Origin of the sequence: Streptomyces sp. NBC_01477 (genome assembly GCF_036227245.1) — a bacterium.
In the GTDB taxonomy this organism is placed as follows: domain Bacteria; phylum Actinomycetota; class Actinomycetes; order Streptomycetales; family Streptomycetaceae; genus Actinacidiphila.
In genome coordinates this window covers 4801635-4827675 of sequence record NZ_CP109445.1, presented here as the reverse complement: position 1 = coordinate 4827675, position 26041 = coordinate 4801635, and the positions used below count along the sequence as shown (strand labels likewise).

General features: G+C 67.0%; 19 protein-coding genes and 1 pseudogene. 13 read left to right on the top strand and 7 right to left on the bottom strand.

What is annotated here, in order from left to right:
* Positions 1 to 2 precede the first annotated feature (2 nt).
* The 5 genes from OHA86_RS20345 to OHA86_RS20325 all read left to right on the top strand — a co-directional run bounded on the left by OHA86_RS20345 (position 3) and on the right by OHA86_RS20325 (position 8391).
* A complete protein-coding gene (locus tag OHA86_RS20345) occupies positions 3 to 4487 on the top strand; it encodes a hypothetical protein (RefSeq protein ID WP_329177314.1) in 4485 nt (1494 codons plus the stop codon).
* Complete coding sequence (locus OHA86_RS20340; RefSeq protein ID WP_329177313.1) at positions 4462 to 5586, top strand: Wadjet anti-phage system protein JetD domain-containing protein; 1125 nt, start codon at positions 4462 to 4464, stop codon at positions 5584 to 5586. The genes OHA86_RS20345 and OHA86_RS20340 overlap by 26 nt, the downstream gene beginning before the upstream one ends.
* Positions 5587 to 5819: 233 nt before the next feature.
* Entirely contained in the window at positions 5820 to 6257 is a 438-nt protein-coding gene (locus tag OHA86_RS20335; RefSeq protein WP_329177311.1) for an SsgA family sporulation/cell division regulator, read from the top strand.
* Positions 6258 to 7008: 751 nt separating this feature from the next.
* A complete protein-coding gene (locus OHA86_RS20330; protein WP_329177310.1) occupies positions 7009 to 7278 on the top strand; it encodes a hypothetical protein in 270 nt (89 codons plus the stop codon).
* A gap of 180 nt (positions 7279 to 7458) precedes the next feature.
* Positions 7459 to 8391 (top strand): site-specific integrase, encoded by a 933-nt coding sequence (locus OHA86_RS20325; RefSeq protein WP_329177309.1) that lies wholly within the window; start codon positions 7459 to 7461, stop codon positions 8389 to 8391.
* Between the two features lie 398 nt (positions 8392 to 8789).
* On the opposite strand, the gene OHA86_RS20320 is transcribed toward OHA86_RS20325, so the two are convergent.
* The 3 genes from OHA86_RS20320 to OHA86_RS20310 all read right to left on the bottom strand — a co-directional run bounded on the left by OHA86_RS20320 (position 8790) and on the right by OHA86_RS20310 (position 10453).
* Complete coding sequence (locus OHA86_RS20320) at positions 8790 to 9341, bottom strand: DUF6907 domain-containing protein (RefSeq protein WP_329177308.1); 552 nt, start codon at positions 9339 to 9341, stop codon at positions 8790 to 8792.
* A 151-nt stretch (positions 9342 to 9492) separates the two neighbouring features.
* The gene (locus tag OHA86_RS20315; protein ID WP_329177306.1) at positions 9493 to 9861 is read right to left on the bottom strand and encodes a hypothetical protein; all 369 of its coding nucleotides are present in this window, start codon (positions 9859 to 9861) and stop codon (positions 9493 to 9495) included.
* A gap of 79 nt (positions 9862 to 9940) precedes the next feature.
* Complete coding sequence (locus tag OHA86_RS20310) at positions 9941 to 10453, bottom strand: ATP-binding protein (protein WP_329177304.1); 513 nt, start codon at positions 10451 to 10453, stop codon at positions 9941 to 9943.
* Between the two features lie 229 nt (positions 10454 to 10682).
* On the opposite strand from OHA86_RS20310, the gene OHA86_RS20305 reads away from it, so the two are divergent.
* The gene (locus OHA86_RS20305; RefSeq protein WP_329177302.1) at positions 10683 to 11960 is read left to right on the top strand and encodes a transcriptional regulator; all 1278 of its coding nucleotides are present in this window, start codon (positions 10683 to 10685) and stop codon (positions 11958 to 11960) included.
* 83 nt (positions 11961 to 12043) lie between these two features.
* Here the strand turns inward: OHA86_RS20305 and OHA86_RS20300 are convergent.
* Positions 12044 to 13225 (bottom strand): annotated as a pseudogene (locus tag OHA86_RS20300) (mobilization protein); the annotation flags it as partial.
* A gap of 676 nt (positions 13226 to 13901) precedes the next feature.
* On the opposite strand from OHA86_RS20300, the gene OHA86_RS20295 reads away from it, so the two are divergent.
* From OHA86_RS20295 to OHA86_RS20275, 5 genes are all read left to right on the top strand, one after another.
* Positions 13902 to 14513, top strand: a complete 612-nt coding sequence (locus tag OHA86_RS20295) for a DUF4291 domain-containing protein (protein ID WP_329182485.1) — start codon at positions 13902 to 13904, stop codon at positions 14511 to 14513.
* A gap of 61 nt (positions 14514 to 14574) precedes the next feature.
* The gene (locus OHA86_RS20290) at positions 14575 to 15651 is read left to right on the top strand and encodes a hypothetical protein (RefSeq protein ID WP_329177300.1); all 1077 of its coding nucleotides are present in this window, start codon (positions 14575 to 14577) and stop codon (positions 15649 to 15651) included.
* A gap of 1215 nt (positions 15652 to 16866) precedes the next feature.
* Positions 16867 to 18444, top strand: a complete 1578-nt coding sequence (locus tag OHA86_RS20285) for an ImmA/IrrE family metallo-endopeptidase (protein WP_329177298.1) — start codon at positions 16867 to 16869, stop codon at positions 18442 to 18444.
* 106 nt (positions 18445 to 18550) lie between these two features.
* Complete coding sequence (locus OHA86_RS20280; RefSeq protein ID WP_329177296.1) at positions 18551 to 19483, top strand: aminoglycoside phosphotransferase family protein; 933 nt, start codon at positions 18551 to 18553, stop codon at positions 19481 to 19483.
* Positions 19484 to 19588: 105 nt separating this feature from the next.
* On the top strand, positions 19589 to 20866 hold the full coding sequence (locus tag OHA86_RS20275) for an IS701 family transposase (protein WP_443072001.1): 1278 nt from the start codon (positions 19589 to 19591) through the stop codon (positions 20864 to 20866).
* Between the two features lie 252 nt (positions 20867 to 21118).
* Here the strand turns inward: OHA86_RS20275 and OHA86_RS20270 are convergent, their stop codons facing one another.
* The gene (locus OHA86_RS20270) at positions 21119 to 22075 is read right to left on the bottom strand and encodes a DUF4365 domain-containing protein (RefSeq protein WP_329177294.1); all 957 of its coding nucleotides are present in this window, start codon (positions 22073 to 22075) and stop codon (positions 21119 to 21121) included.
* A gap of 168 nt (positions 22076 to 22243) precedes the next feature.
* On the opposite strand from OHA86_RS20270, the gene OHA86_RS20265 reads away from it, so the two are divergent.
* On the top strand, positions 22244 to 22465 hold the full coding sequence (locus OHA86_RS20265; RefSeq protein WP_443071782.1) for a transposase: 222 nt from the start codon (positions 22244 to 22246) through the stop codon (positions 22463 to 22465).
* A gap of 126 nt (positions 22466 to 22591) precedes the next feature.
* Positions 22592 to 24949 (top strand): AAA family ATPase, encoded by a 2358-nt coding sequence (locus OHA86_RS20260; protein ID WP_329177292.1) that lies wholly within the window; start codon positions 22592 to 22594, stop codon positions 24947 to 24949.
* 123 nt (positions 24950 to 25072) lie between these two features.
* Here OHA86_RS20260 and OHA86_RS20255 read toward each other — a convergent pair whose 3' ends face one another.
* Both OHA86_RS20255 and OHA86_RS20250 read right to left on the bottom strand, forming a co-directional pair.
* A complete protein-coding gene (locus OHA86_RS20255) occupies positions 25073 to 25321 on the bottom strand; it encodes a helix-turn-helix domain-containing protein (protein ID WP_329177290.1) in 249 nt (82 codons plus the stop codon).
* Position 25322: 1 nt separating this feature from the next.
* Positions 25323 to 25853, bottom strand: a complete 531-nt coding sequence (locus tag OHA86_RS20250; protein WP_443072000.1) for a DUF6907 domain-containing protein — start codon at positions 25851 to 25853, stop codon at positions 25323 to 25325.
* Positions 25854 to 26041: the final 188 nt, after the last annotated feature.

The following is a 26041-nucleotide window of genomic DNA, read 5'->3' as shown; positions in this document are numbered from 1 at the left end:
CCATGTACGAACTGTCCCGCATTCGCGTGTGCTCGGCCGGGCCGGCCGGCGCCCGCTTCCAGGACGTGATCTTGGACTTCTCCGGTGCCGGGCAGCCGGTCGCCGCTCAGGGAGACCTGTTCGGGGCCGGGGCCCAGGGGCTGCGTCCGTCGCCGGCGAGTGTGGTGTTCCTGGAGAACGGGGGCGGCAAGTCGGTCCTGCTGAAACTGGCCTTCTCGGTCCTCCTGCCGGGACGGCAGCGCGTGAAGGACGCACCGGATCCGCGGCTGCTGGAGGACTACGTCCTGGCCAAGGACGTGTCCCACATCGCGTTGGAGTGGATGCACGCCACCACGGGAAAGCTACTGGTCACCGCCAAAGCGCTGTACTGGAAGGACCAGGTCGTCTCGACGGTTGCCGAGAACCTCATCGAGCAGTGGTACGCGTTCTTCCCCACCGAGACCCTCGGCCTTGGCACGCTTCCCGTCGTCGAGGAGGGCCAGTACGTGGCCTTGCCGACGTACCGCGACCGTGTGAACGAGCTGTTTGCGCAGGACCAGCGGCTGGCGGTGAACTGGCCCAAGTCCCAGGGCGACTGGACCGAGCTGCTGGGCCAGCTCGGGCTGGACCCCGAGCTGTTTCGCTACCAGCGGGCGATGAACAGGGACGAGGGAGAAGCTGTCCACGCGTTCACCCTCGAATCTGACGGGGGCTTCGTCGACTTCCTCCTCGAGGCCGTGTTCGACCACCAGGGTCTGAACGATCTGGCTGCCCTGGTCTCCAAATACGCCCACAAGCTCGCCGGGCGCAAGGACCTGGCGCTTGAGCTGGCGTTCGTGGAACAAGCCATGGTGCTGCTCGAGCCGCTGATCGACGCGGCAGACGCGGTGCACGAGGCCCAGGGACAGGTTCAGCGGGCCGGCACGGAGCTGGCGGCCTTCCACGGGCAGGTCAAGGCCCGCGTCCGCGATGACCAGGACCGCGTGTCGCTGCTTGAGAGGCAGTTGGAGGGCCTGGCAGGTGAGTTCAAGCGTGCATCAAGGCTGACGCGTCGCTGGGCGGCGACGGTCGCGGGCCGGCGGGAGAGGCTCGCTCAGTTGCAGGTCGAGCGGGCCAAGGCTGATGCAGAGGAGGCCTCTCGCCGTCGGCGGGAGGCCAAGACCGTGGCGGACGGCTGGAGAGCGACCGCTGCCGTGGAGCGGCATCTGACCCGGTCGGACGCGGTCCGGTCGTTGGCGTTGCTGGTCAAGAAGGGTGAGCTGGCGGCCGCGCCTGCGCTCGCAGCCCGTGAACGGGCCGCTGGGGCCTTCGCCCAGGGGTTGCTGGCGCTCAGGCAAGCGGCGGCGAGCGCACAGGAGAAGGAACTCGAACAAGCAGGTGTGGAGGCGGCGGCCGAGAAACAGGCACGAGGCGAGCGGGAGGCCGCGCTGAAGAAGGCAGGCCAAGCCGAGGCGAAAGCCAGCGGCCTGCTGGAACAGGTCGCTGCGGCACGGACCGACGCCGAGGAGGCTGTCGCAGCAGGGCTGGCACCCGCCACTGATCTTGTTCCCGCCGCTGCGGCGGATGCCCGACGCGCCGTCGACCTGGCATCAGAGCAGATCAAGGCATTGGAGTTGGAGCGGGAGTGCCTCGACCAACGTCAGATCGCTGTCCAGGAGACCTTGTCCGCAGCGATCCGCGTGGAGGAAGCCGCACACGGCCGCCGCACGCAGGCGCAGCGGGCCCTGGACACGGCCCGCTCCCGCGCCCGGGCGATCGAGGCCACACCAAGGCTCACCGATCTGCTGGGCACCGAGGTGCACCTGGACCTGGACGCGCACGCTCTGCTGGACCGCCTGGAGACGACGATCGCAGAAGCAGAACGTGAGCGGGTCGCCGTGCAGATCGAGCGGGCCCGTGACGAGTTCGCCCGGCTGGCCCTGGCCGACGGCCGCATGCTGCCCCCACCCGAGGTCGTGCGGGATGCCTGCCGGCTCCTGGAGCAGTCCGAGCCCCGCATCGACGCCTGGCCGGGCTGGGAGTACCTCACGGAGTTTCCCCTCCAGCAGCGCGAGGAAATGCTCGCGCGCGCCCCGCATCTGGTCAGCGGCGTGCTGCTGAACTCGCCAAACGACCTGGAGCGCGCCCGGGAGATCCTCGGGCGGGCGGCACCGACGGCCTACTACGTCACCGTGGGCGCAGTCGCGGGACTGATGGAATCGGCGGACGCCCCGACCCGAGGGCCCTGGTTCACGCTGCCGTTCAACGCCGCGCTCTACCGGGAGAAGGCCGCCCAGACCGAACAGAAGGTCATCGAGGAGCGCTGGGCCCGCTCGGAGGAACACCTGAAGCAGTTGCACTTTGCTCATCGGCACGACGGCCAACTGCGGCAACAGATCAGCCAGTGGCGCCAGGACTACCCCGAGGGCGCCCTGGTCGGCCTGCAGGAGGCATTGACGACCGAGGGAACGGTCTTGGAGGAAGCGGAGAAGGACACCGCCGAACAACAGCTGATCATGAACGCGCTGGTGGCGCGCCGGGACGGTATCCGTGGCGAACTGCACGATGCCCAGGAGGATCTCGACCACTGGCAGAAGGTGAGCCGGCGGCTGACCGAGCTCAGTGAGCGGCTGACGCAGATACCGTCGTGGCTCCAGCAGGCCGCGGCCGCCGAAACACAGCAGGGCGCATGGCAGAAGCAGGCTGACGAGGCCGAAGCCACCGCAGATGAGCACCGCCGTCTCGCCGAAGGCCACCGCGCTGCCGGCGATGAGCAACGCCGAGCCGCCGCCGCGGCCGGCCGGGAGTGGGCTGCGCTGCCCGGAGCCAACGACATGCGACTGGACGCCGAGCCGCCGAGCGACCCGGTGGCGGTGCTGCGGGACGCCTACGAGAAAGCCGAGGTCAACTTTAACAGCGCGGATGTCCCGGGCAAGCTGCGCGAACAGCTCGCCCAGGCCGAGGCGAGGGCCGCGGAGGCGGCGGCAGAATACTCGGCGCTGGACGAGACGGACCGGGCCACAGCGCGCCGTCTGCTGCAAACGCCCGAAGCGCTGGACGAGCGCAGCCGCGCCGAGGCGCAGGAGCGGGCGGACCGGACGCTGGAGGCAGCTGAAGCCGCGGTCACACAGGCCGTGCTGGAGCAGGGCAAGCACGAAAACGCCCTGAGCGAGCGGCACAAGGAGTTCCATGAGCTGACCGCTGACGGCACCGCCACCATGTCGGCCGCTGACCTGCCGGACACGATCGAGGGCTGCCTTCAGTCGGTGGCGGCAGCGGAGACGGAGCACCTCGCGGCGCAGGCAGCACAGACCGAGATCGGCGAACAGCAGGGCGCCGTGGCACAGGAGGCGGCGCAGGCCAAGGACGCGGCGGGGGCCTTCGCAAATCTCGCACATGCGTTGGCGGATACGGCAGCGGAACCGGACGCCGCCTCCTACGTCGGCGACGGTAAGACCGGCTGGAGTGACTATGGACGTCTGCGCGGTGCGGCCGAGCAAGGGAAGAAGGAACTGAGCCGCACCGAGAAGGTCCTGCGCAGCGCGACGGAGAAGATCAAGCAGCACGCCGCCGCCGAACGATACGCGGGACTGGGCATCCCGGTGCGCCAGCAGATCACCAACCTGTCGCCCGAGAAGACAGCCGAGCACGCGGCGGACTGGCTTGCCGCGCTCCAGCCGCGGAAAAGGAACCTGGCCGACGAGATCCACGAGGTGGACCTGCACCGGCAGACCATCGTCGACCATCTCAAGGGCGAGAGCGACAAGGCCCTGTCCTTGCTGCGGTTGGCCCAGCGGCTGTCCCGGCTGCCACGAACCCTCGGCGACTGGGCGGGGCAGGAGTTCATCCACTTCTCCTTCCAACCGCAGCCCGACGAACTGCTCCTGCCACGCCTGGGCGAGCTCGCCGAAGAGGCCGCGGCAGGCCGCAACACTGACGGCCGCAAGGTGGCACGCGATGGCCTGTCGCTGTTGCTGCGCGCCGTGCACACCGCTGTACCCGGCGGGTTCAAAGTCCAGGTACTCAAGCCGGACACGGTCCTTCGCGCGGAACGGGTGCGGGTGTCGAAGGTCAAGGACGTCTTCTCCGGGGGGCAGCAGCTGACGGCGGCGATCCTGCTGTACTGCACGATGGCGGCGCTTCGGGCCAATCAGCAGGGCCGCGAGCGCTCGCGCCACGCAGGGGTGCTGTTCTTGGACAATCCGATCGGCCGGGCAAACGCCGACTACCTGCTGGACCTGCAGCGCGAGGTCGCACAGGCGCTGGGTGTGCAGCTCGTTTACACCACCGGCCTGTACGACGAGAAGGCGCTGGGGAAGTTCCCGCTGATCGTCCGGCTGCGGAACGACGCCGACCTGCGGGCAGCCCGCAAGTACCTGGTCGTCGACGACATGATCCGTCGGCACCTGGATGCGCTCGCGCCCGAGGACGGCACCGGGCAGATCGACAGTGCCAGAATCTTCCGCCGGGAAGAACCGCCGCACGAGGGCCCCGAGGGGAACGATGGCACTGCCACGCCGAGAGAGTGAACTGATCGCAGGACTTCGGGAGTGGGCCGCGGCGCACGGCCGCAGCCCCTACAAGGAGGCCTTCATCTCCCTCGACGCCGTGTGGGAGGTCTTCCGCCGGGTGCCGCACCGCAACGTGGCCGGGGCGTTCGAACCCGCGGTCCTCGTCAGCCTGTTGAACGCGCTGGACAGCGCCGGCCTGATCCGGCAGGTTCAGCGACGAACGCCGGACAAGGTCTCCCTGCCCGTCAAGGTCCGGCTCCTGCCGCAGGCGCAACCGCCGGCCGTGCCGCCCATGCCCAGATGGCATCCCGTCCTGACCTGGCTTGCCGAGGAGTGGGCCACAGCGACCGTGAAGCAACGGCCCGCCTACGCGGCGATCGACCGGTGGCTCAAGAGCGGACCGGACCTGTTCCGGATCCCGTTGCGGGAGCGCGCCCTGGAAATCTTCGGGACGTTCGGCAGCGCGGAGGACTTCCTCATGCCGGAGAAGACGCTCGACGACCTCAAGTCCGGGCCGCTGTTCTCGGACCAGGGCCGGCTCGACCAACTGCTGCATGCCTTCAGGCCACCCTTACCGTTGATCACCGAGACGTTCCCGCTGGAGGACGAGGACGGACGCTACTGCCGCGTCGGGACCGGTGATGTGCTGTTCGTGGTGGAGAACGCCACCACCTGGTGGTCCCTGGTGGAAAGCCTCCCCGGTGATCATCGCCTGGGGTATGTGGCCTGGGGCCTGGGCGGTACCTTCCGGGCGTCGATCCGCGCGATCAAGGCCAAGCACCGCATCACGCAGATCAGGTACTTCGGCGACCTGGACACCAGCGGCCTGCGAATCCCCTTGCGAGCCTGCGACACCGCAGCGGAGCTCGGGCTTCCCCCTGTCCAGCCGGCCGAGCACCTCTATCGGGCGCTCCAGTTGTTGGGACGCCCCCGCCCGGCCACGGCCAAGGAAGCGTCCATCACCGCCGCAACCGCCGGCGAGCTGGCCCAGTGGCTCCCGGCGCCCTGCCAGGAGAGAGGGCGACAACTGCTGCTGGACGGACAGCGCCTGGCACAGGAATGGGTGACCTACCGCTACCTACGCCAGAACTGCGACTGGCACGACGACGTGCGCTGACATGGGCGACCTGATCCGGGGCGGACGACTGGACAAACAGGACCCAGGGGGAACGGGAGCGGCACCAGCACCTGTCCACGCAGTAGTACCGGACGGACCTGAGCCAGGCCCCGACCAGCAGCCCGTCGTGTACGTCAGCGCCAGGGTCCCAGACACCTGCGAAGGCGTCGCTGAGGAAGCCACGCCTTGGACCGGCACTGACCTGCCATAGGGGAGACGGCCAAGACGGCACCGTGCTACTGGCCGATCTCCGCGTCTCCATCGCGGACGGCAGCGAGACAGGCGCCTCGGCGTTGCCTGTTCCCACCAGGGCCACCTGCCGGGCGAGTGACCCGTACGCGGTCGAGCTCAAGTTCCACTCCGGTGGTGGCGAGGACGAAGGCGTCTGGATGCTGGGCAGGGACCTTCTCCTCGATGGATTGGGCCATCGCGCGGTCGGCGAGGCCGATGTGCGGGTCTGGAGCCGAGGCCGCACCGGGGGAAAGAACAGGGGGTTCCTCTACCTCTCGCTGTCCTCGCCAGTTGGAGACGCGCTGATGCGGTTCGACCGCGGTGAGGTCAGATCGTTCCTGCAACGCAGCCGCCAGATCGTGGAGTTCAGCGACGAGCACCTTCATACCGAGGTGCAGTGGAGTGAGTTGGAGGCGAACTTCCTGCGCTCGTGCAACTGAGGGGTGCGCCGGAAGGGCGGCCGGCGCACCCCTCAGGCGATAGCTGTGGTTCGGTGATCTTCGGGAACTGCTGGCACGCATGCCTTGGCGCGTGGTTGACGCCTCGTCGAGGTGCGCTTTGGTCGTGGCCTGCGGGCGGAGTCGGTTGCGGTGCCTGCACCACGCGGTGAGGTGCCGGCTGGGATGCGGAGCCGCCTGTCTTGTCGGGCATCCGGGGCGGCTGCGGGGTCACTGTTGAGGTTGTGCGGGGCGGGCTTGCACGTGGTCACCCGGGCGCGCGAGACTGTGCGCGGCGCGGACTGCCCGCGCCGAGTGGTTGAGGAGGACCGCGCAGGGCCGATGAAACGGCACAGGAAGGGCTTCATTAGCTCGCCTTTGTTTTGCAAAGGTATTGGTTCCAGCCTGCCGAAAATCGGCCACCAGGCCCGCTAACTGCCACCTTTCTCTCTGTTTATCTAAAGGCTGAGATCAGCTCCAGAAAAACCCTCGGACTTCCTTTTCCTGGAAATCCTTGGGCGGCTCGCCATGCCCTGAAACAGCCTGGCCAGCACCACTGGGCACCAGCCTCCGCGGCCACGGCCGCGGCAGGCTCCGGATGGCGCTGCGCACCGTTTCCCCACCGCACCTTCGACCTTCAGCGTCGACTCCCATGGCGGCAGGGAGCGGCGCAGCCGCGGCTTGCCGGAAAGGCCCAGCCGTGAAGTCCACTGTCGCTTCCTCAATCACAGCCAGCGCCATCAGCCTGCCCACGGTGGCGGCCGGGGCACCCTGGTGGGTGGCCCTGGTCGCGGCCGCGCTGACGGGAGGGGCTGTACCACTGATCACGCAGGTGCGGGCCGCGCTCAGGGACCGCCGCGAGGGACGGTTCGACCAGGAGTTCATGACCATGGTCCGGCAGATCCCCGACGCTGAGAAGCGCGTCCAGGCCATGGTCCAGTACCGGCAGCTGGGGCAGGCCGGCCTCGCCCTGGAACAGCCTGGCAGCACCTCCGCCCCGAGCCCTCCCGTGCCCCCACCGTGAGGTGAAGGCCTTGCAGACGGGCTGCTGCTGGTTGCGCGGACCGTCTCCGCAGCGCTCGAACCCACCCTGCAGTCACGAAGCGCGCGCTCCTCGCTGAGCGTGGCCTCATTCTGGCAGCGCAGCCCGCCAGTTGGCCTGACCGGCTGACCGCGCGGCGGCGCGGTCAGCCGGACGCGGCAGGTGACGGCAGCCCCGGAAGAAATGTTCTTCGGCAAGGACGGCTACTGGCACGGCTACGTGACCGTGGGCGTCAAGGACGACGGCAAGCCCGACCGCCGCCATGTCATGCGCAAGAGCCGCCCCGACGTCACCAAGGCCGTGCGCGAGCTGGAGAAGAAGCGCGACGCCGGCCTGATCCCCAAGGCCAGACAGACCTGGACCGTCAAGACTTGGCTGACCCACTGGGTCGAGAACATCGCCGTCCCTTACGTGAGCAAGAACACCATCGACGGCTACCGCGTCGCCGTCTGCCACCACCTGATCCCCGGCCTGGGAGCCCATCGGCTCGTCAAGTTGGAGCCGGAGCACCTGGAGCGTTTCTACCGGAAGATGCTGACGGCCGGCAGCGCCGCCGGTACCGCGCACCAAGTCCACCGCACGGTCCGCGGCGCGCTGAACGGAGCGGTGCGCCGGGGCCACCTCGCGGTCAACCCGGCGTCGATCGCCAAGGCCCCGCGCCTCGAAGAGGAAGAGGTCGAGCCCTACACCGTCGAAGAGGTGCAGCGGCTCCTCGACCAGGCCAACGAGACACTCCGCCCCGCGCGCTGGGCCATCGCGCTCGCACTCGGCCTGCGCCAAGGCGAGGCCCTCGGCCTCAAGTGGATGGACATCGACTTCGATCTGCGGGTCCTGACAGTCCGCCGGAACCGGCTGCGACCCCGGTACCAGCACGGCTGCGCCGGACACCCCTGCGGCCGGAAGCCCGGCTACTGCCCGCGGAAGGTCAACATCCGCCGCGAGACCAAGGACACCAAGTCCCGCGTCGGCCGCCGCCCCATCGGCATCCCGACTCGCTGCTCGCCCTCCTGCTCCACCACCGCGAGCAGCAGGAACACCAGCGCCGCCGGGCCGGGGGCCTCTGGACGGAGAAGTACTACGTCTTCACCTCGCTGACCGGCGAACCGCTGAACCCGAACACCGACCACTGCCGTGGCCGTGCTGTGCCAGGTGACCCGACTGCTGGCCGGGTCACCTGGCAGCAGCACGTCTGCGTAGGTGGAGAGACCTGTGGGCGTTGGTGGCGCCGACCACAGCGGGTCTTGGACGTTGGGGATGTCCTGGTGCTGCCCGAGGCCCCGTAGCCGGGCCGAGCTGGTCGGACGGCCTGCTCATCCCGTAGCTGGCCGTCGTGGACGTCGGCATCGGCATGTTTGTGGTGCCGGTTGTTGGACTGCCCTTTGGTGGCTGCTGGAGGGACCTGACGGTCGGCCTGTCGTGGGTCTGTGCGGGACTGAGCCCTGGACCGCTTCCGTGCTCGGCCCGGCAGCGCCCCGCGATGTTGTTTCTGCGGCTCAGCCGCTCGTGCTGCTGGTGGCCGTCCCGTGTGCGGCCCAGTCGGTGCGGGCGGTGGTGAGGGTGGGGCGTATTTGGTTGTCGAGGCGGTCGGCCTGGGCGCGGAGTTGGGTGGCGAGGTGGGTGAGGTCGTCGGGGGTGAGGTTGTTGATCCAGAAGTCGTCGATGATACGGACGTTGGCGAAGGGGGTCCGTTCGGCGGGGTCGTCGCTGTAGGGGTAGCAGGTGATGTTGCCGTTGAGGAGGATGTCTTCGCTTTCGCCGGGGTTGCCGTCGGCGTGGGCGGGGTGGTGGACGCGCGTGGTCTGGCCGTCGAAGGGCTGCGTGTGCACGACATCGGTCAGCGCGAGGGAGAGCCTTCCCAGCGGGATGTTGGTGTCGCTGGGATCCTGTTCGGCCCAGGGCGGGAGGTGGCCGGTGATGGTGAGGCCGCCCGTGGTGCTGATGGACCAGGTTTGGTGGTCCGGCGGGGCGGGTTCGGCGGTGGCCGGCTCGGGGGCGGTGGGGGACGAGACGAAGGCGGGCCTCGTGGTCGTTGACGTGGTGGTCAAGGCTTGTGCTCCTTGTCTGGGGTCGGGGTGGGAGGGGCAGGTCTTCTCGGACGTCGTGGATCGCCTGCGTGCGCGGACGATCGGACCCGTGGCGCCTATCGGAGGCCGGTACGCACGGATCGCTCTGCACGGCGCGTTGGCCGGGGAGGCGTCAGGGGGTTTCGGCGGGCGGGGCGGTGAGGTCGCGGGTGTGAGCGCCGGGGTGGTTGGCGAACTCGCTGCACGGCTCACGCGACTCGGGGTCGACATGGGGGCAGTCCGGCAGGATGTACAAGGCGGGGGAGGCGTCGTCTGCCCAGCGGGCCCAAATGGCACCGGTGGTCATACTGGCGAGGTCCATGACGAGGGCGAAGTGGTGATCGCTGTCGTGGGCCTGGAGGTGGCACCACAACTCCCGTTCTACTTCGGCCTCGTCCAGCGTCGCGTGGGGTCCGGCGAGGCGCAGGGCCTCGCGGCCGAGAGGCCCCGGGAGCCGGGTGGTCCGGCCGCAAGTGGGGAACGGCGGCTGGGCGTGCGTCATTGTGGGTTGCTTTCTGAGCGGATGCGTTTCACTGGTGCGGTACGTCGTTGCTGGTCAGGTCGGCAAAGCGCCCGCAAGCTCAGCGGGAATGCACGGTGGTCGCTATCGGGCGACGACGGGGCCGAGCCAGTCGGCGGGCGATGGCCCGGGCCGCCCGACCGGGGCGGAGGAGGAACTGTCGGCGGGTGAAGGGCTGTTGGGGAATGGCGACGGAGGCCCAGACGCGCTTGCCGTGCTTGGTGAGTTCCGCGCCGCTCGTGGCGGCCAGTTGGTTGATCAGCCACATTCCCCGGCCGTATTCCGCGTCGTCCGTGGCGGGGAGGGTGCGCGGCAGGGCGGAGGAGTCGTCGTGGACCTCGACGAGGATGCGCCGGGTCGCCGGACTGGCCTTCACCTTGACGGTGAACTCCTGTCCGCCGCTGTGCTGAAGCGCGTTGGTGACCATCTCGGACACCACCGTCGTCAGCGCGGTGCTGCTGTCCTCGTCCAGGCGCAGACCCCAGCCGGTGGTCAGTTCGTTGACGCGCCGGCGGGCGGCCGGTACCGATGCCGGATCGCGGATCATGGAGAAGCTGGTGGTGTTGGCGCGCATGGCGAAGGACCCTTCGACCGGTGTCAGGCCGTCATGGAGGCGTGGGAGCGGCGCGCGAGGGGGATGATGGGAAGTCGTCCGATCGCGTGCTGTTGCTGTGGTTCGAGCCCTCAGTCAACTGTCGGCTGGGCATGGTTGCCGGTGCCGGCAGAGGGTGCGTTTTCCGCCGGGGGGCCGCTTTGGGGGGCCAGGATTCGCTGCGGGACTTTGAGACACTGGGGAGGCGGGCATGATGGCACCAGATGGCATCGGCGCCATGCTGCGGACGGCGCGTGAGTCGGCAGGCCGGACCCGCGAGGAACAGGCACTGGTCCTGCAAGACTCCCAGGGCGGACGTTGGTTCGACCCGGAGAACCTGAAGCGCTGGGAGACCGAGCGCCGCTTACCGATTCCCGCCTGGCACCCGCTGCTGGCCCAGGCGTACGGCGTGCCGGTGGAGGACATCGCCCAGGCGGTGAAAGCGAGCAGGCAGCGGCGCCGCCTTCAGCGTCTGGCGGGAGCGGATACGGGAGAGGAGGGTACGGAGGTGGACCGACGACGGTTCCTCGGCGCGGCGGCTGCTGCTGCGACCGGTGCGGTGGCGCTGCCCGGCATCGCCGAAGCGCGGCAGGGCATCGACGCCGCACTGTCCGGTTCCGATGCCGGCGATCTCGCGTACCTGGACGGGGCGTTCGAGCGGCACCGCGGCGGCTACCGCGGCCGGCCCCCGACTCTTGTCCTGGCGCAGATGCGCGGTGACCTCGACCTGCTGCGGGATGTGCTCAGCCGCCCGCATGCCGCTGCCGTACGTGCCGACCTGGCCCGTACGGCCGCCGGAATCACCGGACTGGTGGCGATCATCCAGCATGACCGCAGCGACCAGCGCGACTCCCACGGCTGGTTCACCACCGCGCAGCAGGCCGCCCGCGAATCAGGTGACCGGCAGATGCTCGCCTGGGCACTGGCCCGGCACGCGATGGTCCCCCTCAACTACGGCGCCCCCAAGGCCGCCGCGGACCTCGCCATCCGGGCTCGGGCCGAAGCCGGGCAGAAGCCGTCCGCCGCGGCTGCACTGGCCGCGGCTGTCACCGCCCGAGCCTTCGCGTCAACAGGCGACCTGCAAGGTGCACTTCGCGCCGTCGCCGACGCCCGCATCATCGCCGAGCACCTGGACGGCGCCCAGGCCGCCGACACCTGGTTCGGCTACCCGCAACAGAAGCACCACGTCCACCTGTCCCAGGCGTTCACGCTCCTGGGCCGTACGCGTGAGGCGTATGCCGAGCAGGAAGCCGCGCTCGCCCTCACCCGGTCCCCGTCGGTCATGACCCGCGCCCTGCTGGAGATGGACGCAGCGACCTGCCTGCACACCGACGGAGACCCGACTGCCGCAGCAGACAAGGCCGTTGACATCTGGGAGCGGCTGCCGGAGGCGTACCGCGACGGGCTGGTCCGATCACGGGTCGAAGCACTGCACCAACTGCTCCCCGGTTCCGCCCATGCCAGACTCGGTGAGGCGTTGGCGAGCTGACGGCAAGCTCGCGCGGCAGAGGCGGATGCGAGCTACGCGCTTCTGCGCGATCATTGTCCTCGGCGGGTTTCGGCGAACGATTCTCAACGTCGATGCTGGGGCTTATGCGCCTCGGGCGGGCTGACTTGGGGCGCATGCCCTGGTGCCTGTCCCTGCCCGAAGTGAAGAGACGCAGCGACTGGTGACCGTAGGCGTGCTGCTTCCGCTACCGGGTTCGGTACGGGATTACGGCTGGTGTGTTGGATGCGGGCCAGGAGGACGCGGGCCGGCTTGCGGGCGGTGTGGAGTTCGCGTTGTTCTGCGGCTTCCTGCAGGAGCCGGATGGGCTTGTGGCCGCCGCCTTCAGCGTCGGCGAGGACGGTGGTGAGGGCGGGCCAGTCGGGGTCGGCGAGGATGCGGGTGGCGTGGCTGGGGATGGCGGCGCGCAGGTCGTTGGCGAGGGTGGCGCGGGTGTCCGGGGTGGGCTGGCGCTGGGTGAGTGCGGCGAGCTGCCCGACGTTGGCCTGGTCGTGGGCAGCTTCCAGGTGCTGGACGGCTTGGCGGGCGGTGGCGGCCTGTTGGGCGTGGCCTCGGGCCTGGTGCCAGCGGTTGGCGAGGATCGCGGACCAGATGAGGGCGGAGAGCAGGACGGCGAGGGCGCTGCCGTCCTTGCCGGTGCCTGCGTTGACGATGTCGCGTGCTGCGGTGCGCAAGCCTGCGGCGCCGCTGTGTTCGGCGCGGATCTGGGAGCGCGGGGCATGGGCGAAGGTCCTGGCTGCTGACCGGAGTTCGGCCCGGAGTTCCGACGGAGCCGACTGGGCGGTGGCTTCGATGAGTTCGCCCAGTGCGGCGATGTGGGCCTGTCCGCGTGAGTCGCTGCCGTCGCCGGTGATCTCTGCGGTGAGGGTGTCGAGGGCTTCGGTGGCGTGCTGCCAGGGGGTGCCGGGGCGGTTGCGGCGGGCGGTGGGGTGTTCCTCGGGGGTGCCGGTTTCCAGGCGTGCTTTCAGCTTGGGCAGGGTGAGGTCGGGGGCGATCTTCCCTCCGGGGTGGTAGATCTGCTCGCCGTCCTTGTTGAGGTCGCCGGGGCGGCCGGCGGAGTAGCCGAGGAGGTCGCCGGACGGGCCGCGTCGCGGTTTGACCATGACGTCGCTGGCTTCGAGGTAGGCGAGGAGTTCTTCGGCGGTGGTGGCGTGGGGGATGGCGGCGCGGATGCGGTCCTGGAGCCAGGCGCGGCTGGTCTGCTCCCAGCCGAGGCGGGTGGCCTGGTGCATCTCGGCCTGGGTGGGGGCTGGCTTGCGGCTTGCGGTTGAGACCATCGCCTTGCCGACCGGTGAGGCCGCAACTGCAACCACGCACGTCGTAGGGCCCCGCAGCAAGCTGCGGGGCCCTACGAGTCGTGCCCGGTGAGGCACTGGCGGAGGATACGAGATTCGAACTCGTGAGGGGTTGCCCCCAACACGCTTTCCAACTGCCCGTCCTGGGGTTCTGGCGGGTTCGTGAGCATCCTGACCTGTGCCGATGTGCGTCTCCGACGATTAACGGACGTCGCTGAACGGAGGTGAATGCAACCCGAACTGCAACCCTTCCGTCCGTACCCTCAGCGATACCGGATGGGTGGAGGGGCTCAGAGGCGGGCCGGAGGTCTTCAATTGGATCGCGCTGTGTCGGCGCGGACGCTGCGCCCGCCGAGGGAGACCTCCTCGACGTCCGACTACCGGTCGTCGTTGACGAGGCGTACCCGGGGTATCGGGGTCGGCGCCCGGCTTCGAGAAGAGCTGTGACCGCGCCGGCGTCCCTGGCGGTCACCGACGCCACAAGCCGCTCGGCCAGCCCGCGTTCCGGCGTTGGCGTCAGCCACCCGTGATCGTCGACCGCATCACCGTAGCCGAGCCGGAGACCACGATCATGAGCGCCGGCCCGGCGGTGAAAACCCGGTGGCCCGTGACGGCATCGATGGCGAGCATGGCACCTGTGTCTGTCGTGACGCGCGAGATCCGCGCCCTCTATTCCGCCGAGACGATCACGGTCTGCCAGGCTTATTCGCCGGAGATTGCCTACCCGGCGGCTGCCGCGGGACGGTTTTCCGATGGCTACGACCGCGGGCGGATGACGTGGATAAAGCCCTCGTTCCTGTGGATGATGTACCGCAGTTCCTGGGGTTCGGCGGTGGGGCAGGAGCGGGTGCTGGCAATTCGGATCCGCCGAGAGGGGTTCGAGTGGGCTCTCGCCCACAGCGTGTTGTCCGGGTACGACGGCCGGGTGCACACGTCCCGCGACGAGTGGAAACGCGAGATGCGCCGCAGTTCCGTGCGCATCCAGTGGGACCCGGAGCGGGACCTCCGAATGCAGCCGATGCCGGATCGTTCCCTCCAGATCGGCCTGCGCGGCGAGGCCGTTCACCGCTACGTCGACGAGTGGGTCGTGGGCATCGACGACGTCACCGAACTCAGCCATGCGGTCCGCGCATTGACCGGTGACGGTCTGACGGCGGAGGCCGCACGGCTGTTGCCGGTCGAACGCCGCTACCCGTTGACCGGGGCACTCGCGTCCTGCATCGGCGCCACGTCCCTATGACGTCCGCTGGACGACGAACATCCCGACGGCTCCGGCGGCAGGTGAGGGGAGAATGCGGCCGGTGAGCGATGTTGAGTTCTACGCCGATGTGCTTTGCTCGGGCGCCGTTCTGGGCCTCGATGCGCACAGCACGCCGGAGCAGGTGACTGCCGTGCTGGGAACGGACTTCGGTGAGTACCGGTCGCGCGGTGCGATGATCTGGGATTTCGGGCTGATCGAGTTCACGTGGGAGCGTCGGCGGGCCGACCGGACGTGGCGGGGAGTGGGTTTCGCCGTTCAGGTCCACCGGCTGGAGACGGCCGGCGCGGAAGCGGTCAGCCCTGCGATCAGGGCGGCCTACGGCATGTTCCCCTCCGCGCCGCCCCGCCTCGAGGAGCTGAGGGCGCTGCTGGATGCCGAGCGGTGGCCGCTGCGGGATGTCCCCGGCGCCGATCCGGACTTCCGTGAGCTGTGGCAGCCCGAAAGCGAGGTCTCCGTCCTGACCGGCCCGCGAAGGAACATTCTGTCCTCAAGCACAGATGACCTGCCCGTCTACCGGATCGGAGCACCGCTCACCGTTGGGCAAGCAGTCGTACGCTCCCAAGGCTTTACCAGTCGCAGCCCGGCGCTGGACCGTCTCGACCACCTACTCAGGGCCACCCCGGAGGAGCGGTTGGACTGGCTCGCCCGTCGCGGACCCGCGCCGGAAGCGGGACGGACCAACTGGTGGCTCTATCACCTGCAAGTCATCGACTTCCGCATCGCCCAGCAGCGGGAGAGCCAGGTTTCCTGGATTGAACTCAAACTCTGGCTCCTCGACCAGGGCGAGCGGCAGGGGCTGTTCACCACCGCGGCGACGGTGGAATCGCGCGCCTGGTTCGTCGCGGCGCTCCATGACCGGTACCCCTTGCTGCCCGACCGGACCGTGCTCCCGGAGGCCGACACTCTGGTCCGCGACTGCCTGGAAGCGATCCCTGGCACGGCGGCGGATCTCGCCCGCCGCCACGACCTCCACTCCTGCTCCCGCGCCGAGCTGCTCCGCTCACGCCACGCCAGGAACCTCATCCGGGCCGCGGAGCAACACCGCAGCCGCCTTCGGGACCCACTGCTGGCCGCGCGACTGGACGACTGGTCCACCCTGCGGCCACAGCTTGTGTGATATCGAGGCCGGGGATAAAGATGTTGGCCCTGAATGCCTTAATTACGGCGACATAAATGCAACCCAACCGGCAATCCACACCATGGCGGGGGGGCGAACCGCAGGAGCGGTTCGACACCCCGTTTCAACTGGTAAGGCGGAGTGCGGAGGATACGAGATTCGAACTCGTGAGGGTTGCCCCCAACACGCTTTCCAGCTGTTCGTACGGGGGGTCCGGCGGGGGCCGTGGGGGTCATGACCTGCGGTGGAGCGTTCAGGTCGGCGCCGTGGGGACGGGCCTGGACGGACGCGAATGAGACCAGAACTGAGGCCATGACCCGCTGCGTTCATCGACCTTGCCATAGGTCTGGACGTTGCCGGCCTGGATCAGTACGGGGTCCGCTGTTACACCGGCTGGTTGCGGCACATCACCCTCGCCAGGCTCGCGCATACATCCTGGCGACGCTGGCAGCTGCCGCGGCGTCCAAGGAGGCGGCGGAAATGGTTCCGGCACCCTGGTCGACCTTACCGTCGCGGAGATCCGGCGTCTCTTGGCAGTTGGCTGCACCTGCGGCCCGCGACCGCCTCTGTGCTCGCGCGCTGAACTGGTCCACCTGGCTGACGCCGACAAGCTGTCGCCCGTCGTTGCCTCTATGAGCGTGGGCCGCACCCGTCCGGAGGGCGGTCCCATCAAGATCCCCCTGATCCGCGATCCGCCCACTACACTCACCACGCGAGCCTCTGAGCAGGAAAAACACCGAAGTCCTGTTGGACTACTAGGTGACCGGCTCGAAGCTTACGACTCTGATCGGCCTGTCCAGACACTACTTGCTCTGCCATGCTACGAAGGTCGTGATCGGCTGTGCGGTTTCGAAAGAGTGAGGGGTGCAGCATGCCCGGGCAACTCGAAGATGGTGACGAAGCGCCCGAGCCGGTGTACGAGCCGAACCCGAAGCACAAGCCGATTCCACAGCCGGGGAGACATGGCTCGATATGCCCTCCCGGCGCCAGCGGCCCCGGTCTACTTCCGCTGAGCGACCAAGTAGACAACCGGCGCTACGCAACCGATGGTGAACAGGCGTACGCGGCTCAATGTCATGATTCGAATCGAAACGCCTGGCACGGATACCCTGTCGGATGGGAGGAAGTACCACCAAAGCTGGTCTCGAAGTGGGTGTCAGAAGCAAAGGTCGAACGTAGGACTGTCCGCAGAGCAATGAGGAGGCGAGACTAAAGATGGCTGTGACCTGGGAACGGTTTAGCGGGTCGACAGATACCTTTGCCGTTCGCCTCTCATTCATGCCCGATCCAGATCACGGGGTCGGAGCTGAGCCTGATGAGAGCGCGACGTGGGGTGCCCTGCAAATCTGGGTTGCCGGGCAAAACCTGTGTGCGCACGTCGATCAAGGCGAGGTCCTACAAGCATCTCATTGGTATCTTCTACCATTCCTCGAGTGGGTCGCAGGCAATTGGAACCCTTTGCTTCATGAAGAACGCCTCCCCAATCGGAATGCAGGTGAAACAGCTGTCGCCTCACTGAGCAGAACGCGGATCGCTCCTCCACTTGCAAGCGAAGACGAGATCCTCCCTTGGGAAGAAGAATGGTTTGAATGGCGCCAGCGTCATTCACTTCGCGCCGCCCGCGCCGGTGGCATGTTCCCGAATGCTGTGATTCGAAGGTTGCGCGATTCCATCGAGATCAGTTGGGACGACGAACCTCTCGCCGGTTCGCCAATTGGCTTCAAATACAGCTCTAACAACGGAGCCGCTACAGTCTCACCAGACCAGGTCGCCAAGTCTCTATTTGAAGTCACGCTCGCAGCCGTTGAACATCTTACCTCACTACATCCGGAGAGCGCACGGATTCGGAAGATGAGGGAAGCGCTAGATAGCCTGCTAGACACAGGACAGGATCAATCTCGGCTCGCCTGGCTAGCTGGGCTACGTCCTTCTAGCGTCGGTCAAATGGTGAGTGAGATCGGGGGGAGAGTCTCTATCTCGTGGGAAAAGATTCGAAATACTTTGACAGACATTAACCCTGCTGCTGCCATCGCGGCACTCACGCCGGGAACGACCAACTCGCTTGTTGTCAGCGGCTCCTGCCAGGCGGCTATGCTCTTTGGAAGCGTCGCTCCCAACGTCTCCGAACCCGATGTACAGGGACTGGCCCGTCTCCTCGTGGATCAATACGATGCGCAAGGCGAAGCATATTCTCGGCTCTTGGAGTATGCAGATGATCAACCCGTCGGTCTGCATTCTCCACCATGGGAACAAGGGTACGAGCTAGCCGAAGCCCTACATGACGTAATTCGGCCCAGCGAATACGTTGACATTGACTCGTTCGTCGAGCGGCTCGGAATCAGCCGGAAGTCGATTCGTCTAGATGACATGACGATTCGAGCATGTAGTCTAGTTGGCCCGCAGCACATTCCAACAATCGCGCTGAATACTGCGTACATTCGCGGGAAATCGCACAGTGTTCAACGTTTTTCGCTTGCCCATGAGCTCTGCCACTTGCTTTATGATCGAGCGCACGGGCAACGACTGGCAATCGCCAGCGGCCCATGGGCACCAGCCGGAATTGAGCGTCGCGCCAACGCATTCGCTGCGATGTTCCTAATGCCTCCCCCGCTCGTCCAAAGCGCAATTTCCGCTTGCCCAGATCCAATCAACTCCTCCGAGGGAATAACGTTCATCTCGAAAAAGTTGAAGGTCGGCTTCGTGGCGACGGTTGAGCATTTGTACAATCTGACTTTCATGACCGAGGAAGAGAAAGACGCATTGCTTGCTCAAAGGTTGGGAAATGCTCCTTAGTACTCCAGCTGTAGATCGTGATCTTCATGGTCGGGGCGCTGCCTGGCGGCAGAAGTAGCTGGCTCAGGCTTGATGGCGGCGTCAGGCCGACGCGTAAGGTGCCCGAGTGATCGAGATACCAGAGGCGTTCGCGCAGAGCACCATTGAGCGCGAAGGAGAGCCCGGAGCGGCGTGGCTCGGCGAACTGGCCAGGATCGTGGAAGAGCTGCTGGGGCGCTGGGAGTGCGTGCCGGACGGGAAGCTCATGCACGGAGGCGTCGGGGTGATCATCCCCGTGCGGCAGCGGGCCGAAGGTACTGCTGTGCTGAAGGTGTCGTTTCCGCACCCCGGCAACGTCCACGAGCCCGAGGCTTTCGCGGCGTGGGGCGGGCGCGGAGCGGTCTTGCTGCACGAGCGCGACGATGAGCGGTTCGCGATGCTTCTTGAGCGGGTCCAGGCGTCAACCCTGGCCGGAGTCGAAGACGGCGACGAGGTTGTGACGGTCGCGGGGCGGATCAGTCGCCGGCTGGCCATTCCCGCGCCCCCGGGCCTGCCCCGGCTGAGGGAGCAGGCCAATGTCTGGGAGGAGCAGCTGCGCAAGGACGCTGAGGAGCTCACGCACGCACTGTCGCGCTACGTGGTGGACGCCGCCGCGGCGACCGTCCGCGAGCTAGGCCGCGTCCAGCCGGACACCCTCATCCACGGTGACCTCCACGCCAGGAACATCCTGCGCGCCGACCGTGAGCCATGGCTGGCCGTCGACCCCAAGGGATATGCAGGAGATCCCGCTTACGACGGCGGCACGCTGCTCAAGTCACGCGCGTTGACGCTCCTCGACGCGGACGACCTGTGCAAGGCGGTCCACCGCACCCTGGACGTCTTCGCCGAGGCCGCGGAAGTCGATCGCGAACGCGTCCAGCGGTGGGCCCAGTTCCATGCCGTCCAGGCTGCGTTCTGGGGCCGTCGCCACGGATTCCGCATCGCTCGCAGCGGACCACAGTTGGACTGGCTCACCGAATTCGCCGACCGCCTGGCGGAGTTGCTCACCCCACGCTCGTAGGTCGTGATCTCGCTGGGCTGGGGCGGGTGCGAAGACAGGTGCGGCCACCGTTGACCATCGTGAGTTGTGTGGACTTACGAAGAGACGGTGGCCGCAGGTCACAGCATAGATCCCGCCCGCTGGCGGGAGGCGTTCGAGGTGGCCACGGGCCGGATCGCTGCCCGGTTCGCCCGGGTCGAACCCCGCCTGCGGGCCGGGCGGTTGGTGCTGGGACTGTTGTCCGACCGGCCGCGCAAGAACTGCTGGACCATCGCGGAGTGGGTCGGGGAGGCCAGCCCACATGGCATGCAGCACCTGCTCGGCCGGGCCAAATGGGACGCCGATGCGGTCCGTGACGACGTGCGCGAATACGTCGTCGAGCATCTCCACGACGAGGCCGCGGTGCTGGTCGTCGACGAGACCGGCGACGTGAAGAAGGGCACCCATACCGTCGGCGTCCAGCGCCAGTACACCGGCACGGCTGGACGGATCGAGAACTCCCAGGTCGCGGTCTACCTGGTCTACGCCGGGATGCGCGGGCACGCGGCGGTGGACCGGGAGCTGTACATCCCGCGCTCCTGGACGTGCGACCCGGACCGCTGCCGGGCCGCGGGGCTGGGCGAGGACACCGTCTTCGCGACCAAGCCGGACCTGGCCCGCACGATGATCGAACGGTTCCTCGACGCCGGACACCACGTCGGCTGGGTCGCCGGGGACGAGGTTTACGGAGGAAACCCAAGACTCCGTACGGCTCTGGAGGAGCGCGGCATCGGCTATGTCCTCGCGGTGGCCTGCTCGACCGAAGTGCCCACTGGTGCAGGCAAATTCCGCGCCGATGCCCTGGTGAAGAAGGTGCCGAAGCGGGCCTGGCAGAAGCTCTCGGCCGGGCGCGGTGCGAAGGGGCAGCGGTTCTACGACTGGGCCGTCGTCGACCTCGCCGAGCCGGCCCCGGGCCGCCACCAGCTGCTGATCCGCCGCAACCGCAGCACCGGTGAACTCGCCTACTACCGCTGTCACTCCACCATGCCGGCATCCCTGGCCACCCTGGTCAAGGTCGCAGGTTCCAGATGGCGGGTGGAGGAGACCTTCCAGAGTGAGAAGGGACTGGCCGGGCTGGATGAGCACCAGGTCCGCCGCTACCCCTCGTGGGCCCGCTGGGTCACCCTCGCGATGCTGGCCCACGCCTTCCTCGCCGTCGTCCGCGCCGCCGAACACACGCACCGACCCACGCCGGACGACCTGATCCCGCTGTCCTGCAACGAGATCTGCCGCCTGTTCATCACGCTCGTCGTCCGGCCCGTCCGCGACGCAGCCCACCGGCTTGCCTGGTCCGACTGGCGCCGCCGCCACCAAGCACGATCACGCACCAGTCACTACCGGCGACAAGCCACGTCCCAGACATGAAGATCACGATCTACAGCTGGAGTATTAGTCAATTAAGCAATTGACTTGGATTGCCGGGGAAGTGCAGTCCATTCGCAGCTTTGATGTTCGTCGCCATACGCGTCAGACCGGCCGCCAGCAATGCGGCTGACCCAAAGCCCCTGGCGGCGGACGTCAGCCAAGGCACGGCCGGAGGCATTCCGAGCCAACCACATGGGCACCCCTGGGCCTGCGTGTTGACCCTGCTTCTGCGCTGAGTGTCAGTGACGCCGTCTAGCCTGCGGCTGTGGATTGGGAAACCGACGATCCTGCGCCTGCCTTGTTCTTCACGATCTTCTGCATCCCCGGCTTTCTCGCGACCCGCTGCATCCGTCCCCATGCCTGGAGGTCCTGGAAGTGGTCGGGCACTTCGACGCCCCGGTTGCGGGCATACTCGATGAGCGTTGTGACGATCGCAACCATTCGGCCGCGCCCGGGAAGAGCACTCCCTGCCAAGTAGGCGGCGATCTTGTCCTCTTCATACCCGGTCTTAGCCGAGAGGAACTCCGCACTAGGCGAACCGGCAAGGCGAAGCAGGGAGCGGAGCCGGTTCGCGAAGGCCGCCCGGAAGTCGCGCGGGCTCGCCCCGGCGACACCTTCCTCTGAGCCTGCCGAGAGCAGATCGATGGAGCCCGCCAGTTCATAGTCCGCGAGCCGTATGGACTTCCTTCGGGTCTCCTTCGGCCGATCCGGCTTCGTCGGAGAGCCGCTCGCCTGATTGTGGTGTCGTGCGGGTTCGCTGAGTGCCTCGGCGCAGGATTCGTTCAACTGCTGAGTCTCAGGGACGAAAATCTTGTAGTTCTGACCAGCGAGTTCGAGAGTCTCGGCGTTGACGTGCTGCCAAAAAATCTGCTCAGCGACGGGATTGAACAGCATGATGACGACTGGGAGGGAGTGCTTGTGCCAGTACACGACGTGGCGCGTGTCGCAGTAGTACCACCAACCACCCTCCCCAGGAGAAGTAAACTGACTGACCCCCGACTTGAGCTGAACGGCAAGGAGGCGACCGGTGCCAAGGCCGACGTTGCCGAGGCTCAAGTCAGCGTTGTCCACCACCTCAAGGTGCGCGTCGACCCCGATGTCGCTCGTCTCCTGTTCCCGGAAGAGCCAGCCCAGTTGCGTGGACACCAGGTAGGCGGCTCGGGACACACCGGCCCGGTCGACCAGGTGGGTGGAATGAACATTGGGCACAGAGCATCCCCATCCAAGTGCTCCGGAGGGCGGTGACGTACAAGGGCACCAAGCGTAGGCGGTCGGACCGACAGGATCGGAACGCTCGCACCTTCCAGCGCTCCAGCGGTGGCCCACACTCCAGGCGGGTTTGGCTGGCGCCGCTCGCTGACCGCAGCTGGCTAACCGGTGTGCAAACAGCCAGGACAACGCGGCTTCCACGTCCAGCCTGACCGCTGGGCGGTCGAGCGCACCTTCGCCTGGATCTCCATGCGCCGACGCATGGCCTGCGACTACGAACGCAAACCCGCCCACGCCGAGTTCACGATCCGCTGGGCCATGACCGACGTGATACTCCGCCGACTCACCCGCCACCCAACCTGGCCCCAAACCCCTACGACGAGTCCCTGAGCCGACCTCAAACGCGCACTGGGTCGCCTTGCCACCGCACCGATTCCCTCACAACCTGCGCGGCTGTCGTACCCGGGCACTAGCCTTCGTTTGTCCGCATACCCTGGTGACCGGAACGGTGTCGGCATGTTCATCTCGACCGTCTACATCCGCTTCTTCCGCTCGTTCAACTACGACTATCTGCGCAAGGCGCATCCCGACTTCAAAGCCGATCCGTGGGACCTGCTGGACAACAAGGATTTGCAGTATCCGTTCGTGAAGGTATCCCTGGAACCAGGCGTCACTACCGTGGTGGGCGCGAACGAATCCGGCAAGAGTCAGTTGCTGCACGCAGTCAAGCGTGCACTGACCGGCCGGAACATCGCTCGCGGAGACTTCTGCCGCTACTCGCAGTTCTTCGCGGTGAACAAGGCCATGGCCTACCCGGACTTCGGACTGAAGTTCAAGGGCCTGGACGCAGAAGACCGCGCAGCTGTGGGCAAGGCCTGCGGGAAGACCTTGGACGCCAGCACCGATCGCTTCTTGTTGTTCCGCATCGGTAGCGGCACCCCGATCCTCTACCTGCCCACGGACGACGGGTGGATCTCGACAGCAGTTACGGACTCGTCCGCGCTGGAAAGCGTACTGCCCGTCTGGTTCGAAATCGATGCCCACGTTGCGCTGCCGCAGAGCGTTCCCCTGGCGCACCTGGCCGGCGCTGCCGGATCGCTGCGTGCCGGCCCAAGAAGCCGTCGACAGTCCCTGCTGAAGACTCTTTTTGGCAACGACGGCTGGTTCGATAGCGCCGACACACTGACCGCCGCAGGCTCGGACCTGTTGAGTGCATACTCCACGGCCAGGCAACCCGACGTAGAGCATGACAAGCAACTCGCCCTGGTGGATGACTTGCTGCTCAAAGTTGCCCAGATAGACCGAACCGCGTTCCAGGAGCTGCTCACGGCCGTCGAATCCGACCAGGACGGCTTCGCCAACGGCATCGTTGAGAAGATGAACGCACAGCTGGCCCACACGCTGAACTTCCCCAAGTGGTGGTCGCAGGACAACCAGTTCCAGCTGCGTATGACTCTGCGAGACCAAGACCTTGTCTTCACCGTGCGAGACCGCACCGGCACAGAGTACTCAGCCATCGAACGCAGTGGGGGCCTCAGGTACTTCCTGAGCTACTTTGTGCAGTACCTCGCCCACGAACCCCCCAGTTCCGGTGCCCACGAAGTGTTGCTAATGGACGAGCCCGACGCCTACCTATCGAGCACCGGCCAGCAGGACCTGCTTCGTATATTCCAGGACTTTGCCGTCCCCTCCGACCCTGTCCGTCGGCCGTGCCAGGTCGTGTACGTGACGCATTCCCCGTTCCTGATCGACAAGAATCACGGGGAACGGCTTCGGGTCCTGGAGAAGGGCGATGGCGACGAGGGAACCCGCGTCGTTCATAACGCTGCCCGCAACCACTACGAGCCACTGCGCTCGGCCTTCGGTAGCTTCGTCGGCGAGACCACCTTCATCAGCACCTGCAACCTGATGCTTGAGGGGATGTCCGACCAGATCCTGCTGGCAGGCATGTCAGCACGGCTACGTCGCAACGGGGCCCCGTCGTTGGACCACCTCGACCTTAACGCCCTCACCCTGGTTCCAGCAGGCTCCGCCTCGCACATCCCGTACATGGTCTACCTGGCCCGCGGGCGCGACATCGACCGACCCGCGGTCATCGTCCTGCTTGACAGCGACGGCGCCGGCAACAAGGCCCGTGCGGCACTTGCCCACGGCCGAGACGGAAAACCCCTGATCGCACCAACGTACGTCCTGCAGCTGGCCGAACTGCCGACCGACACACTCGTCCTCGGACGCGGGGCTGGAGCAGATGAGATTGAGGACCTAATCCCACTGGAAATTGGAGTGGCCGCAGTCAAAGGTTACGCCGCCGACTTTCTCGGCCCCGCACAAGCCGCGCCCCTAAACTCACTGACCGCCCAGCACGTGTCCTTCACCGAGAATCAGGGCACGCACGCAGCATTGCAGCAAGCAGCCGCAGCCCTCGTCCCAGGCTTCCATCTCGACAAGGTCGGCTTCGCCAGAAGCGTCATGGAAGTCGTGAACAAGCAGCACGATGCTCACGCGCAAGCCGCAGAGGGCCTGGACAGCAATTTTCGCGTCCTCTTCAGGGAGTTGGGACGTCGCCAGCGCAGCGCCCTGCGCGAGCTGACCACGGAGAAGACCGGATCAAAGATCAAGAGGCTGAGGAAATCGTTCCTGCAGGACCACCCTGCAAGTGCCACTCGTGAGCAGGCCACTCTGCTCCTGGAGGAGATCGATTCGGCCTTGGATACATCGCTAGACGCCGAAGACTTCAGCCGGCAGATCAGAACGCTTCATCGGGACTTCGCACTCGACGAAGAGCCGCTGGAGGAGATCGCCGACTTCTCAGCCTTCCGCGACGCCCTCCAGTCCCTGGTGTACCGGGAGGTCAACGCAGCGCAGGAACGCTAGGTGGGCGCTTCCCGAAGCTGCTTGTATTTCCGTCGGTTGGTAGACGGCGTCACGTCCGAGTGGCGATGTGTCCACCGAGGGCAGTCAATCGGAGCCGTCGGCGCAAGCTGGCGTTCTGCGTGATCACTCCACGGCCGCCGTGCGTTTGCCTTCCACCATGACAAGTGGGCAGTTCAGCGCGGCGGTGATCTTGATCAGGTTGGCTGGGGTGGCGCTGCGCCAGCCGGATTCGATCTCGCCCATCAACTGCTCGCTGATGCCTACCCTGTCGGCAGCCGCCCGCTTGGTCAGGCCGGCTTTCTCGCGTGCCCATGTGACTGCCTCGGGCTCCTGGTGGAGCCTGCTCGGCCGGTTACGGCGGCGGGCGGGCACCTCAACGTCCCTCGGGGTGATCGGTGTGACGGACAGGGTGGGGCGGCAATGAGGGCCGTGCGGTGGCCTCTGCCTGGGCCAGCCCTGGCGGCAGGGCTGACGTGGTGAGCGGTTGCTCCGGATGGTGGGCGGACCAGTCCTCACGGGCGGCGATGAGTGCGGGCAGGACTTCGTCGCGGAGTAAGTCGGCCTGGGCGCGCAGCTTCGATGCGACGTCGGCGAGTTCGCCCGGGTCGAGGCCGAGGATCCAGTGGTGGGGACTGGCTTGGATGTTCACGACGGGTTTGCGCAGGCGGGTGTCGGTGTCGTAGGGGTTGCAGTCGATGCTTCCCGCGAAGATCACGTCCTCCTCCGCGTCGTCCCTGCTGTTCGTCGCGGTGAGGTGCATCAGCGGGCCTTCGAAGAAGGTCCGGTGGTTGATTCCGCCGAGCCGTACCGGCAGCAGGTCGAGCGGCACGCCGGCCTCGCTGGGGTCGTCCTCCGCCCAGTCGGGCAGGTAGCCGGACATCACGGCGCCGACCGTCGTGGTGATCGTCCATGAACCCGGGGTGCTCCACGGCTTCGGCTGCTCGACTGCGGCCCCAGGCTGCAGAGCCGGGACGGCATGTTCCTCGTTGATCGCGGTCTCCTACGGGAAGGTAATCACTGGTGGTTGCGGCTCCGCACCGTCGGGCTGGAGGCGGGGAATCCCGCCTCACCCTTGCCTCGTTGGGCGTCCCG

What these genes read in the sequence shown, in the direction of transcription:
- OHA86_RS20285 (WP_329177298.1), top strand. Translation starts at nt 16,867, where the DNA reads ATGGCTGTGACCTGGGAACGGTTTAGCGGGTCGACAGATACCTTTGCC.
- OHA86_RS20315 (WP_329177306.1), bottom strand. Translation starts at nt 9,861, where the DNA reads ATGACGCACGCCCAGCCGCCGTTCCCCACTTGCGGCCGGACCACCCGG.
- OHA86_RS20345 (WP_329177314.1), top strand. Translation starts at nt 3, where the DNA reads ATGTACGAACTGTCCCGCATTCGCGTGTGCTCGGCCGGGCCGGCCGGC.
- OHA86_RS20340 (WP_329177313.1), top strand. Translation starts at nt 4,462, where the DNA reads ATGGCACTGCCACGCCGAGAGAGTGAACTGATCGCAGGACTTCGGGAG.
- OHA86_RS20295 (WP_329182485.1), top strand. Translation starts at nt 13,902, where the DNA reads ATGGCACCTGTGTCTGTCGTGACGCGCGAGATCCGCGCCCTCTATTCC.
- OHA86_RS20310 (WP_329177304.1), bottom strand. Translation starts at nt 10,453, where the DNA reads ATGCGCGCCAACACCACCAGCTTCTCCATGATCCGCGATCCGGCATCG.
- OHA86_RS20305 (WP_329177302.1), top strand. Translation starts at nt 10,683, where the DNA reads ATGATGGCACCAGATGGCATCGGCGCCATGCTGCGGACGGCGCGTGAG.
- OHA86_RS20260 (WP_329177292.1), top strand. Translation starts at nt 22,592, where the DNA reads ATGTTCATCTCGACCGTCTACATCCGCTTCTTCCGCTCGTTCAACTAC.